The 13,181-nt window shown below is 51.0% G+C and carries 10 protein-coding genes; all 10 read left to right on the top strand.

Annotation, left to right across the window (positions count from 1 at the left end):
* The first annotated feature begins 64 nt into the window (after positions 1-64).
* Genes GX135_03395 through GX135_03350 form a run of 10 tightly spaced genes read left to right on the top strand, consistent with a single transcriptional unit; the run spans position 65 to position 12,873 of the window.
* Entirely contained in the window at positions 65-2,227 is a 2,163-nt protein-coding gene (locus GX135_03395; protein ID NLN85138.1) for a VacB/RNase II family 3'-5' exoribonuclease, read from the top strand.
* Positions 2,224-3,024 carry a glutamate racemase gene (locus GX135_03390; GenBank protein NLN85137.1) on the top strand — a complete coding sequence of 267 codons (801 nt, stop codon included), beginning with the start codon at positions 2,224-2,226 and terminating at the stop codon, positions 3,022-3,024. The genes GX135_03395 and GX135_03390 overlap by 4 nt, the downstream gene beginning before the upstream one ends.
* Positions 3,025-3,056: 32 nt before the next feature.
* Positions 3,057-3,887, top strand: coding sequence for a 3-keto-5-aminohexanoate cleavage protein (locus tag GX135_03385; protein NLN85136.1), 831 nt, complete (start codon positions 3,057-3,059; stop codon positions 3,885-3,887).
* A gap of 2 nt (positions 3,888-3,889) precedes the next feature.
* Entirely contained in the window at positions 3,890-6,133 is a 2,244-nt protein-coding gene (locus GX135_03380; GenBank protein ID NLN85135.1) for a vitamin B12-dependent ribonucleotide reductase, read from the top strand.
* 18 nt (positions 6,134-6,151) lie between these two features.
* A complete protein-coding gene (locus GX135_03375; GenBank protein ID NLN85134.1) occupies positions 6,152-6,955 on the top strand; it encodes a hypothetical protein in 804 nt (267 codons plus the stop codon).
* Between the two features lie 3 nt (positions 6,956-6,958).
* Positions 6,959-7,981: an FAD:protein FMN transferase gene (locus tag GX135_03370; GenBank protein NLN85133.1), complete on the top strand. Its 1,023-nt coding sequence runs from the start codon at positions 6,959-6,961 to the stop codon at positions 7,979-7,981.
* Positions 7,978-8,760 carry a GTP cyclohydrolase I FolE2 gene (locus GX135_03365; protein ID NLN85132.1) on the top strand — a complete coding sequence of 261 codons (783 nt, stop codon included), beginning with the start codon at positions 7,978-7,980 and terminating at the stop codon, positions 8,758-8,760. The genes GX135_03370 and GX135_03365 overlap by 4 nt, the downstream gene beginning before the upstream one ends.
* Before the next feature lie 2 nt (positions 8,761-8,762).
* Entirely contained in the window at positions 8,763-11,366 is a 2,604-nt protein-coding gene (locus GX135_03360) for an insulinase family protein (GenBank protein NLN85131.1), read from the top strand.
* Entirely contained in the window at positions 11,363-12,121 is a 759-nt protein-coding gene (locus GX135_03355) for a 2-hydroxyglutaryl-CoA dehydratase (GenBank protein NLN85130.1), read from the top strand. Before GX135_03360 ends, GX135_03355 begins: the two co-directional genes overlap by 4 nt.
* Complete coding sequence (locus GX135_03350) at positions 12,118-12,873, top strand: histidinol-phosphatase HisJ family protein (GenBank protein NLN85129.1); 756 nt, start codon at positions 12,118-12,120, stop codon at positions 12,871-12,873. The genes GX135_03355 and GX135_03350 overlap by 4 nt, the downstream gene beginning before the upstream one ends.
* The last annotated feature ends 308 nt before the right edge of the window (positions 12,874-13,181 follow it).

Here is a 13,181-nt window from a genome sequence, read left to right as displayed (position 1 = left end):
CGAACTGTTCAAGCGCAACCGTAATAAGCCACTGTCCTACAATGAGATAGTTGGCGAACTAAACTTGACCAAAAAAGAGAAAGCGGTTCTTTCAGAAACACTGAACGAACTGGTTTCCGAGGGTATGCTAAGCAAGAAAAGCCGTAAGTTTTGGCCTGTTGTTTCCAAGCCTGAACCTGAGGAGCCGATTAAGGAACAAGCCAATCCTAAACTTCTTGAGGGTATTTTTGACGCGACGCCGCTGGCCAAGAATCTCTCCTATGCTTTTGTGCGCACAGAAAAAGGTGATTTTTTCATCGGCGCGGAAGATACTTTGAACGCCTATCATGGTGACAGGGTTGAAATTGACCCCCGTTTCAGAAGCGGAAAAGCAGACCGGGGCTATGTTCGCAAAATCGTTAAAAGAGCCAACGAAATCATGGCTGGAGACATCCGTTTCAGCGGAAAACGCAAGATTTTCATCAGCGGGAGCCAAAAAATCCACAACTGGTTTGAGGTTCAGGATACCCTCCAGGCCAAAGAAGGCGAAAAGGTTGTTTTACAGGTCACAAATTGGGGCAGCCCGATCATGGGTAAAATGCCATCAGGAAATGTGATTGAGATTCTTGGACCCTCTGGAGACCCGCAAGTTGAACTTCTGGCTGTGATTCGCCAATATCAACTGCCACTTGAATTTCCGGATGATGTTTTGGCAGAAGTTGAAGGAATAAAAACCAAAATCAGCCAGAAAGACCGGACAGGCAGGCTCGACCTCCGCGAAACCTACACCTTCACCATCGACCCTGCTTCCGCCAAGGATTTTGATGATGCCATCTCGATTGAAACAATATCCAAGGGCTGGCGTTTATCGGTTCACATTGCCGATGTGAGCCATTACGTCAAGCCCGGCAGCGCCATTTTCAAGGAAGCGACAAAGCGCGGAAACAGCTTCTATTTCCCAAAAAAAGTGATACCGATGTTGCCGGAACTTCTCTCCAACCAGGTTTGCAGCTTACGTCCCGACGAGGAAAAACTGACCCTGAGTGTAATCACAGAATTTGACCGCCAGGGTAAAAATTTGAGCCAAAAAATGGCGGAAACCATTGTTAAAAGCGACTTCAGACTCAGTTATGAACAGGTGGACGCGCTTTATGATGGAGAAGAGACAGAGCTGCCTTCACAGCTTGTCCAAGCTCTTAACGAAGCCAGAAAACTCTCCGCGCTGCTCAGCCAGAATAGACTGGAGCAGGGTTACATCTTTTTCGACCTGCCGGAACTGGAATATGAATACGATGACGAAGGCCTCATTCACAGATTCACACTCGCTCAGGAAACAGAATCCCATAAATTGATTGAAAACTTCATGTTGGTGGCGAACGAATACGCTGCCAAACAGCTCACAAAGCTCTCCCCCACTTCGCTTTACAGAATTCATGAAAACCCGGATCTACAGAAAATCGAAAAGCTCATCGAATTGCTTTCCCATTACGGCATTAGCTATTACGATCGCGGCTCTTTGAACGCTTCTTTGCAATATCTGTTGAACTCCCTGCCCAACGCTGAATACCACAAGGTTTTCGACCACATCATCCTACGCAGCATGAAAAAGGCGCAATATTCCATCCGCCACATCCGTCATTTCGGTTTGGGAATGGAAACTTACACCCATTTCACCAGCCCCATCCGTCGTCTTTGCGACCTCGTTATCCACCAACTTTGCAAAACATATTTAATCCGTTCCGACCAGGTGAAATTCAACAGCGAACAGATGAAACACTTTGCCAGCGTGGCTTCTGAACAAGAACTGCTTGCTGACCAAGCCGAACGTGACATTGAACGTGTTTACAGCATGGCCTACATGAAAAAATTCATTGGAGAGCGCTTCAGTGGAATGGTCGTGTCTGCCAAATCCGCAGGTCTCATCATCCGTTTGGATCAAATTCCGGTTAATGGCTTCCTCAAAGTGGAACATCTCCCCCGTGGTCGTTGGCTCTATAAAGATAAGGAAATGCGTTTTGTAAACCCCTCCAATTCAGATTATTTCCAGCTATTGGATAAAGTGTTGGTTCAAATCATGGAGGTTAGTGACGATATCTATTTGGAATTACAAAATGTTAAAAACGCTCATCAACACGCAGACCTGCTTCCTGCCAAAAAAACGCCCGCCAAGTCCAGAAAATCGGTTGACTATAAGACAGCCCACAAAAAAAGTGTCCGAGCAAGTAAAAAACTAAAGAGGAAGAGATGACAAAGCCGATCGGGATATTCGACTCCGGGGTGGGAGGACTCACTGTTTACAAGGCCATACGTGCCGCTTTCCCCAGTGAAGATCTGATTTATTTTGGTGACACCGCCAGGGTTCCCTATGGCCCCAAATCCCATCACACCGTTATCGAATATTCGGTTCAAAACGCCCGTTTCCTCCTCCAGAAGAGGATTAAGGCCCTGGTGGTGGCTTGTAACACCGCTTCCGCCGTGGCTTTGCCCGCCTTGCGTAAATTGGCGGAAATCCCGGTTATAGGCGTCATCGAACCCGGTGCCCAAATGGCTGCCCAGGTCAGCAAAAACAATAAGATTGGCGTAATCGGAACGGAAGGTACAATCCGCTCCGGCGCTTACACCCAGGCAATTTTAGCCCTTCTTCCCGACGCGCAGGTTTTTTCCAAAGCCTGTCCTCTCTTGGTTCCGCTCGTTGAAGAAGGCTGGCTGGATCACCCCGTCACAAGCCTGGTGGTGAATGAATGCCTTCAGGAGTACAAGGAAAAAAGTATTGACACCCTTGTTTTGGGCTGTACCCACTACCCTTTGTTGAAGGCTCTTTTTGCCAGCGAAATGGGCGCCGGGGTGAGTCTTGTGGACAGCGCTGATGCTGTTGCGCATCATCTGAAAACCATTTTGCCGCCGCCTGAGACTGTCCGCAAGGGCGTGGATAAGTTTTATGTGAGCGACAATGAAGCCAAGTTTCACCAGCTCGCCAGCCGTATCCTGGGTATCGAGCAGCTCCAGCTCCAGCGTTTACGCTTGTTTGAAAGCTGGTTTGAATGATTTTTTAAAATAACACAAAAAGAGGTATTATCATGAACCCCTTGATTTTAACAGCCGCAATCACAGGCGCGGAAACCACCCGCGCTGACCAACCAAATCTTCCCATCACGCCTGAAGAACAGGCTCGCGAAGCCATTGCCTGCTATGAAGCCGGAGCTCGGGTGATCCACCTTCACGTTCGCGACGACGAAGGAAACCCCACTCAATGTATGGACCGTTTCACCGCTGCGATTGCAGCCATAAGAGCTGCCGCTCCCGAAGTTATCATCCAGATTAGCACCGGCGGAGCCGTTGGCGAACCCTTTGAAAAAAGGCTGGCGCCTCTCGCGCTCAAACCGGAAATGGGCACCCTCAACGCAGGAACCCTGAATTTTGGCGATGATATTTTCATCAATCATCCCAGCGACATCGTGCGTCTTTCCAAAGCGTTTGATGAATATGGCGTGGTGCCGGAAGTCGAGGTTTACGAATCCGGTATGGTGGACTATGTTGCCCGGCTCGTAAAACGTGGTATCATCACCCACACACCTTTGCACGTACAATTTGTCTTGGGCGTTCCCGGCGGTATGAACGGCTCGCCCAAAAACGTACTTTATATGATGGAACACCTGCGGGAAATGATTCCCACAGCCACCTGGGCTGTTGCCGGCATCGGCAGATTCCACATCCCAGCCTCTCTCACCGCGATGGTGAATGGCGGTCACATCCGGGTTGGTTTTGAAGACAATATCTTCTACCACAAGGGTGTAGTGGCTGAATCCAATGCCCAATTGGTTGCCCGCATGGCTCGGATTGCCCAGGAAATCGGACGTCCCCTTGCCACACCAGCCCAGGCTCGTGAAATTCTTGGCCTTCCGGAGTAAAAATGATTCTCAGCGGCAACGCTCTAAAAGTATTGGAAAAAAGATACTTCCGAAAAAATGAAGCCGGAGAGCTTCTGGAGGATTGGGACACCTTAATCCGCCGTGTGGCGAAAGATATTGCCGATGGAGACCCAGAAAAGGAGAATGAATATTTCGAACTCCTCGATTCAGGCTATTTTTTGCCCAACTCCCCCACCTTGATGAACGCGGGAGGTGACCTCCAACAGCTCTCCGCCTGTTTTGTGCTGCCCATTGAAGACAGTATGGAAAGCATCTTTGAAACCCTGAAAAACGCCGCTCTCATCCATAAAAGTGGCGGCGGAACCGGCTTTTCCTTCAGTAGTTTGCGTGAAGCCGACGCCCGTGTGCGTTCCACAAATGGGGTTTCCAGTGGGCCAATTTCGTTCCTGAAAGTTTTCAACGCCGCCACCGACGCCGTGAAACAAGGTGGAACCAGGCGCGGCGCCAATATGGCGATTCTGAATGTTGACCACCCTCAGATTATGGATTTCATCAAATGCAAGGCCGACACCAGTGAACTAACGAATTTCAACCTGAGCGTGGGGATTACAGAAGGCTTCATGCAGGCTGTATCGAACGATGAGGAATATGAACTCATTTCGCCCTACAGCGGAAAAGTGGTTGACACTCAGAACGCCAGAGACGTCTTTTGTCTGATTGTGGATATGGCCCATAAAAATGGCGAGCCTGGAATCGTTTTCCTGGACCGCATAAACGCTGCCAATCCCACGCCCCAATTGGGAAAGATTGAATCCACAAACCCCTGCGGTGAACAGCCTCTTTTACCGAACGAAGCCTGTAACCTGGGCTCCATCAACCTTGCCGCCCTCATCACCGATGGCGCTTTGGATTGGGAAAAACTCCGCTATGTAACCCGCCTCAGTGTGGATTTCCTCGACCAGGTTATCGACCGCTCAAAATTCCCCCTCCCTCAGATTGAAGAAATGGTGCATTTGAACCGCAAGATTGGCCTGGGCGTGATGGGCTGGGCGGACCTCCTGTTCCAGCTCGGAATTCCCTATGCCAGTGACGCGGCTGTATCCCTCGCCGAAGAGCTGATGGAATTTGTGGATTTTGAGGCCAAACAGCGTTCTCTGGAGCTTGCCCAACAAAAAGGAAGCTTCCCGAGCTTTGATGGCTCCATCTATGCCAAGGGAAATTTGGGCAGAACTCCTCTGAAAAAGAACTGGGACGATTTGGGCCAAAAGATTGCCTCCCAAGGTTTACGCAATGCCACTCTCACCACCATTGCCCCCACCGGAACCATCAGCATGATTTTGGATACATCCAGCGGAATTGAACCCCAGTTTTCCTTGGTCTATGTGAAAAACGTGATGGACGGCGAAAAGCTGCTCTATGTGAATAAATGGTTCAGCCAAGCCCTTGAAAAAGAAGGAATCTACAGTCAGGAACTTTTGGAAAAAGTGGCTGAAGCTGGCTCCGTGGCAGAGCTTGAAGAAATCCCTCCCCACATCCGCGAGGTGTTCCAAACCGCTCACGACATCAGCCCTGAATGGCATATCCGAAGCCAGGCCGCCTTCCAAAAATACACAGACAACGCCGTCAGTAAAACCATAAATTTCCCTTCTTCCGCCACCGTGGAAGACATCCGCATTGCCTACGAACTTGCCCACCAGCTTGGCTGTAAAGGCATCACCGTCTATCGTGATGGAAGCCGGGAAAACCAGGTTCTCAGCAGCGGCGCCACCAAGACCGGAACCCAGGGGACTGTTGCTCCCAGAAGCCGTCCTGAAGTGACTCACGGCATCACCCGCCGCTTGGAAACAGGCTGTGGACACATGTATGTGACCATCAACACCGACGACCGCGGCGCCTGCGAAGTTTTTGTCCAGATGGGCAAAGTTGGCGGCTGCGCTTCCGCTCAATTGGAAGCCATCGCCCGGCTTTCCTCCCTTGCTTTGCGTTCGGACGTGAAACTTCAGGCCATCATTCGCCAGTTAAAAGGCATCCGTTGCCAATCCCCGATGTGGCACAAGGGAGAAATCATCAGCTCCTGCGGCGACGCTGTGGGCAAGGCTCTGGAAGCTTTTCTGCAGGAATACAACATCAAGGAAATCAAATCTTTGCAGTTGGAAGAAGATGCTTTTGATGAAGCTCTTTCAGAGACAAGATTGACCATCTCCCTCTGCCCCGATTGTGGCAGCTCTGTGGAACACACTGAGGGCTGCCTGAAATGCCCTTCCTGCGGATGGACAAAATGTTAAATATTATCCGGAGAGAACATGCGCTGTAAACATTGTGACGCTCCTTTGGCCGCTCACGACTTTTGGTGCTCGAATTGCGGCAAACAAACCCAGGTTATCACCAAAGACCTTTCTTCCTGGAGAAGCCTTCAAAAAACCTGGAAGAAATATCTGCCTGCCAAGGGTTTAAATATCCCCGCGGCGGCTGTTTCCATCATCGCCGGGGTCATTCCCATGGCCGCTGTGCTCTATGCGATGAACGCTTTTGGACGCTTGGATTTTTCCCAAAATCAAGAGACTATCCCCCTGCTCTTAAACCTTTTGATTACGGCTGTGGGCTTAGCTATCTTTTTTCCCATGCTTTTAATTCCATTCTCGGCTGTTTGCCGAACCGAAGGACACAGCGTGGGATTCAAGGATGTGCTTGGTTCCCTGAAGGATTATCCCCGCCAGCTACTGCTTTCATTGCTCACCGCGCTTTGGTTTGTGGTGATTTATCTCGTCTGTTTTGGATTGCCCAAATTCGGCAGCGACCCCATCCTTCGTTTGGTTTGGCTGGTGCTGGTCAACTATTTCTGGGCGGTTTTCCTTCCCGTACCCATTTTGATGGAACGCCTGCGCCAAAACCCCTGGAAAGCCTTTAAAACTTCCTACAAACACTTTCACGTGGCTCGCTGGCAGCTCTGGCGCCTGGCGCTCATCCTCATCCTCATCAATCTTATCGCCAGCGGCTTGGCATTTATTCCGCTCATTTTCACTCTTCCGCTTGCCTGGTTTGCGATTCGGGACTACACAGACCTGCTTCTGGAATACGAGATTATCAGGTCCCAAAAACAAGGTTGAAGCGTGACGAAAAAAGAGATTGTCTCCCTCATCCTGTTGGCGCTGGTAATTGCCTATGGAGCTTGGACTTGGTTCAACCGTTCCTATTCCCACACCCGTGCTGAACCAGACCTCATGGACACCGTGGTCACCATTTCCGCCAAATCCAAAAGCAAGAACATTTCCGCCCAGATTGATTCCGTGTTTGCCTACATGAAAAGCTTTGAGGCCATTTTCAACGATTATGACCCCCAAAGCTGGGTTTCGCGCGTCAATGCCGCGGATGGAAAGTCTGTGCCCATGAACCCTCACGCCTACGAGCTGCTTTGTTTGGCGGACAGCCTTTACCATCTCACGGACGGTCTTTTCGACATCAGCGTGCGGCCTCTTTATGAGCTTTGGGGTTTCAGCCGGCTGGGTGAACCGGATTTTGAGCCTTCTCCTCCGGATTCACTCGCCATCCAGGAAACCTTGGCGAAGGTGAATTTCAGCCGGATACGCTATAATGAAAAACGCATCATTATGCCCAAGGGGATGCAAATCACCTTCGGAGCCCTCGCCAAGGGCTATGTTTTGGATAGAGCGCGTGTCTTCATGGAGCGTAGTGGCTTGATTAGCGGACAGATAGATTGCACCAGCGGTATGACTTTCTTTGGTCAAAAACACGCCCAGGTGGTGGGAGTCCGCCATCCCCGTGCGGGTCAAAACCTCCAAACCATCGGCAGTTTCAAGATTAAAAACGGCTCGCTCAGCAGTTCTGGAGACTATCAAAATTTCTTTGAATACGAAGGTAAACGCTACCATCACATCCTCAATCCCAAAACCGGCTACCCTGTGGAAAGCGTTTTTTCCATCACGGTGATTCATCCCTCCGCCGCTGTTTCCGACGGACTTTCCACCGCGCTTTTCCTCCTGCCTCCTCCCCAAGCGATTGAAGCCCTAACACACTATCCAAATAGCAATTCAGTTATCTTCTATCAGGAACAGGATAAGATAGTATCCCTTAAAAGCATGGGAATGAAAGAATTGGATTGGCACGACGAATGATAAATATGCCCGATATCCAGGCTCAGGACGACAGCCGCCATATCACAATCGACAAGGTTGGGGTCAAAGGCATCCGCTATCCCGTTTTGGTGGACGACCGCGCCAACGGCGTTCAAGCCACCATCGCCGAAGTCAACCTCTATGTGGACCTCCATCACAGCAAACGTGGAACCCATATGTCCCGATTCATCGAGATTCTGAACCGCTATCACCAGAACAACATCATCGGCCAATTGGACAAACTTTTACTGGAGCTGAAATCCGTCCTGAATGCCGACGCTGCCTACATTGACCTCGCCTTCCCCTATTTCATCCAAAAAAGCGCTCCTGTATCCGGAATTGCCGCTTTGATGGATTACCAATGCTTTTTCAACGCGTCCTACGCCGAGGAGTTTGAGCTTTGGATTGGCGCCCGGATTCCCGTCACGGCGTTGTGTCCCTGTTCCAAGGAAATATCCGCCGAAGGCGCTCACAACCAGCGTTCCCTGGTGACCCTCAAGGTTCGCTACGACGAATTTATCTGGCTAGAAGAGCTCATCGAAGTGGCGGAAGAGGTGGCGAGCTGCCCTGTTTATCCGCTCTTGAAGCGCCAGGATGAAAAATATGTGACCGAAACGGCCTACGCGCGTCCCCGTTTTGTGGAGGACATCGCCAGGGAGGCCACCCAAAGGCTTCAAGCTGACCCCCGGGTGGGGGAATTCAGCGTGGAAGTCGAAAGCTTTGAATCCATCCACAACCACAACGCCTACGCGCTGGTCTGCCGTCCCCGGCTGGCCTGAAAATGACCCTGTCCCAGCTACGCCGCGCCACAGCGGGATTTTTGTCCAACCGCTTTAAATATATCCTCCACCAGGATGCCTCGAATCCCGTGTTGTGTTTACAGCTTTTCATCCGCATGGGAAGCTGCTGGGAGGCGCCTGATGAAGGTGGCTATTCCCACTTTTTGGAACACCTCGTATTCAAATCCACCCGTCATTTTGGCTACAACGAGATAAGCAGCCACATCAGCGATTTGGGCGGAACGCTGAACGCCTACACGGATTTTGACTGTACCTGCTACTACCTGCTTTTACCCTCCGAATATCTGAACGAAGGCCTCAAAGTTCTCGCTGAGCTTGCCATCCACCCAACTTTTGGCTCCGAGGACGTGAAACTGGAAAAAGACATCATCATCGAGGAAATGGAACAAACCAAAAACGACCCCGAGATGGATTTTCTCAGCTTCATCCAGGATTCCGCCTTCCAAAATAGCCCTCTCCGCCGTCCCGTTTTGGGAACCAAATCCTCGCTTTCCAAAGCCGGCTTGAAGGAGCTGCGAGCCTTTCACAGCGCCTATTACCGTCCCCAGAACTCTTTTTTGGTGGTGGTGGGCGATTTTGACCCCAAAACCAGCGCTGCCGCCATCGACAAGATTTTTGGCCATTGGGAACCTGGCTCCAATCCGCCTGTTTTACCCTCCCATTCTGAAAGCTTGGAAACCCCCGCCAAAGCTCGTCTCTGGCGCAAAAACTCCCAGGAATATCTGGCGTGGATTCTGCCTGAACTTGCGGACGCTCATCCCGATTCTGACGCCCTGATGCTGGCTCAACGCTGGCTGGCTGTGGGTCCCGCCTCACGCCTTTACAAACGGATTGTGGAGTGTGAAAAGCTCGTTTCCTCGGTGAAAGTATCATCCTTCAGCGGGATGCTGGATGGCGTTTCCTCCATTGTCGCCTCTCCCCTGCGCCCCAAGCTCCAAAACCGGCTTTTGACCGCCTTCAACGAAGAACTGCAAAGCCTTTTGGCTGGAAACATCGACCCCGGCGAGTTGGAACTGATTAAACGGGACGTGATTAACACCTGGCTTTTTGGCTTTGACGGCGTGGAAAACCTGGCGGGAATGATTGGCGCCGAGGAATTCATCGACGGTTTTGAAAAGCTCTATGATTATGAAGAACAAATCATGCCTCTGGGTGTGGACGATGTGGTGCGGGCTGCGCGTAAATACTGGACTCCGGACAGGCTTCAGATTATCCACCAATCCCCCCAAAAAGCTGATTTGACCCCCGCTCCCGCCAACAGAAAACCCTCGAACAAGAAAACCACCCAAACCGAGCTTCCTGACGAAATTGCCATCCCCTCTCCCACTCATTTTATCAAGCCAAAAGCCCACACTGATGAGCTTTACACGACCACTTTCGACAACGGTCTGAAATTCATCTACCGCCGTCAACCCGAGAGGCCGGTTTGCGGAGTCGCTCTTGCCACCGAAATCAGTCAGCTTTGGGAAAGCCCCGCACGAAGAGGCATAAACTATCTTTGTTCCGGCGGAATGATGCACTCCACCCGTCTTCACAGCCATACCCAGCTTCTAAAAACCAGCCGCCAACACGGCATCAGCCTGAATGTTGAGCCCCAGCCGGATTGCACCATCTTCCGCGGAAAATGCTTTCACAGCTCGCTTCCCACCGCCCTCGCCATTTTGGCAGAGATTTTCCAGCTCCCCGCCTTCGAAACCAGCCACATCAATTTGCTTAAACATTCAACCGTGGACATGTTGCGCAGAGACAAACAAAACCCCGTCAGTCAAGCGTTTAACCGTTGGTTCAAAACCCTGCTTGGCGCGGGAAGTCTTTACACTGGCTTTCCCGGCGGAATCAGTTCCCTGCTCAAACTGAAGCCCCAGGAGGTGATGGATTGGCATCAAACCTACTATCAGCCCAACCGTTTCACCCTCTGCGTGGTGGCTCCCCTGCCCCCGGATGAAGTGGCAAGCCTCGCCGCCGCGCTGTTTGGCACGCGTAAAAGCCAGCCCAGCCCGGAAAATAACGAAGTTCCTCCCCCCATTCCCAGCCCGGTGAAACACAGGATTCACAAGCTTGGTTCCGGACAGGCCATCATCCATTTGGGCGGTTTTGCCACTCCCGCCAAAGACAAGGAGGAAACCACCGCCTTCCACGTCCTCTCCCAAATTCTGGGCGGCGACATGGATTCCCGGCTGTTCAATCTCGTCCGCGAAAAATATGGCTATGCCTATCAAACCGGCCTGGAATACAATAGTACAAAGGAACTCGGCTGGTGGTACGCCTATTCTTTCAGCGACCCCGACGACGCCCAAGCCTGTCTCAAGCTCACCCGCGAAGTGATTGCCGAGGTCTGCGCCCACGGAGTTGAGGAAAGCGAACTACTGCGCGCCCAAAACTATCTCTGCGGAATGAACCGTTTTGAAGCGGAAAGCCCATCCCTCCAAGCTCTTATGCTTTCAAGTCTCGGCGCTTTGGGCTATGACCCAGACTATTTTCTGCGCCGAGAACAGCGTATTCGCGCCGTCACCCTGGAAGAAATCGGCCAGGTGGCGGAAAAATGGTTGCAAAATTCAAATCAATGGTCCCACATCTTGCTATGATAAGTCTCGGCATCGATATCGGCTCCCGAAACACCAAGCTCGTGGTTTATGATTCCAGCGAGGATAACATTTTATTTTCAGACTGGCTGGCAACCGACGTCAATCCCCTCAAATCGGTAAATATTCTGACCGCAACTGCCATCACATCAATAGGATATGATAATATTGTTAAAGTGGCTTGTACGGGTTATGGACGCAAGCTATGTAATCACAAAGTTTTTTCAGAGATTTCCTGCCATGCGGCAGGTGTGCTTCACTACCTTCCTCAAACCCGAACCATCATCGATATTGGCGGACAGGATTCAAAAATCATCACCCTCGATTCCCATGCTAAAGTCAGCGATTTTGTGATGAACGACAAATGCGCCGCTGGAACCGGGAGGTTTTTGGAAATGACCGCGCTTAGGCTGGCCTGCAGCTTGGAACAGCTCAGCTTCCTCGCCTCAGATTCACGCGGGAAACTGGATATTTCCTCCACCTGCGTTGTCTTTGCCGAAAGCGAAATCGTTGGCATGATTGCGGATAACGCTTCTCCCGCAGACATTGCCAGGGCGGTTCACAATTCCATTGCCAAACGTATCCAAGTGCAAATGAGCGCTCTGGATTGGCAACCTCCGGTGGCTTTCACCGGCGGCGTCGCCCTCAATTCGGATTTGGCTCTCTGTCTCTCAAACCAGCTTCAAACCGAGGTTTTGGTGCCTTCTCTGCCTCAAATCACCGGCGCTTTGGGCGCTGCCATTCTGGTTTCAAAATGAAAGTTGACCACCATCTCCACACCGAATACAGCTACGACAGCCGCATGAAGGCGCGGGAACTGGCAAAACGCGCTGTCCAGCTCGATTACAGCCTCATCGCCATCACCGAACACATGGACCTTCTACCTTGGGAGCTCAGCCGTTACGGTCTCCCCTCTTTCGCGCGCTATCTTGAGGATTTGAGCGCTCTTCAGCGGGAATTTTCTGCCCAGGGACTCCGGATTGTTAAGGGCGTTGAAATTGGCGATTTTCAGCGCGTGAAATCCTTTGCGGACGAGCTTTTGGTGGAATTGGATTTCGAATTGCGCCTCGGCTCCGTCCATTTCCTCCCCGACGGAACAAATGTGGCGATTCCCCTGGGACGCACGCTCCAAAAACAGGACAGCGAGGATTATTACAAAGAGAACCTCGCCTTGGTCGAAAACTGCGATTTTGACGTTCTGGGACACCTGGGCGTACATAAACGCTACCTGACGGAAGAACCTCCGGAAACGCACTGTGAGGGCGTTATACGGGACATTTTCCGGGTCATGATTGACCGAGGTATCGCGCTGGAAATAAACTTTTCCTCGCTGCGAAAACCATACGCCCTCGTTTTGCCAAATGAGTGGCAGATAGACCTTTACCGCGAGATGGGCGGAAAACTTTTCAGCATCGGCAGCGATTCTCACCTCCTGGAACATTTTGACCTGAATTACGATTTGCTCCCCAACTGGCTTTTTTCTGACCAGGTGCGGATTATTTCGATTTAAGCCATATTGGTTTCGTTAACCCATCCGAATGAATATGTCCCACATGAGAAAAAGGGAGTTTGGCAAATGCGTGGCGAGCCTGATTGAAAGGGAGGCGGTGAGGGTGGAGACGGAGAAACTAAATAGTAGGAAAGCCTCAAAAGTCTATATTCTGGATGAAAGCATCATAGATTCCTGGAAACAGTAATGATGCACTAACGCAAAATACTGTGGGAGAGGTAAATCCTCTCCCTTTTTTTGAATAATAAGCAAGTCACTTTCCCCCTTGCTTAATGATAACTATCTATCCTGCAAACAGATACACGAAT

The sequence above is a fragment of the Candidatus Cloacimonadota bacterium genome (genome assembly GCA_012522635.1).
Lineage (GTDB): Bacteria > Cloacimonadota > Cloacimonadia > Cloacimonadales > Cloacimonadaceae > Syntrophosphaera.
The sequence above is the reverse complement of the archived record's forward strand: the minus strand, read 5'-3'. Positions and strand labels throughout refer to the sequence as shown.

Bases quoted from the DNA above. Each gene is read 5' to 3' on its own strand.
- GX135_03390 (NLN85137.1), top strand. From the start codon at position 2,224: ATGACAAAGCCGATCGGGATATTCGACTCCGGGGTGGGAGGACTCACT.
- GX135_03385 (NLN85136.1), top strand. From the start codon at position 3,057: ATGAACCCCTTGATTTTAACAGCCGCAATCACAGGCGCGGAAACCACC.
- GX135_03380 (NLN85135.1), top strand. From the start codon at position 3,890: ATGATTCTCAGCGGCAACGCTCTAAAAGTATTGGAAAAAAGATACTTC.
- GX135_03375 (NLN85134.1), top strand. From the start codon at position 6,152: ATGCGCTGTAAACATTGTGACGCTCCTTTGGCCGCTCACGACTTTTGG.
- GX135_03365 (NLN85132.1), top strand. From the start codon at position 7,978: ATGATAAATATGCCCGATATCCAGGCTCAGGACGACAGCCGCCATATC.
- GX135_03360 (NLN85131.1), top strand. From the start codon at position 8,763: ATGACCCTGTCCCAGCTACGCCGCGCCACAGCGGGATTTTTGTCCAAC.
- GX135_03355 (NLN85130.1), top strand. From the start codon at position 11,363: ATGATAAGTCTCGGCATCGATATCGGCTCCCGAAACACCAAGCTCGTG.
- GX135_03350 (NLN85129.1), top strand. From the start codon at position 12,118: ATGAAAGTTGACCACCATCTCCACACCGAATACAGCTACGACAGCCGC.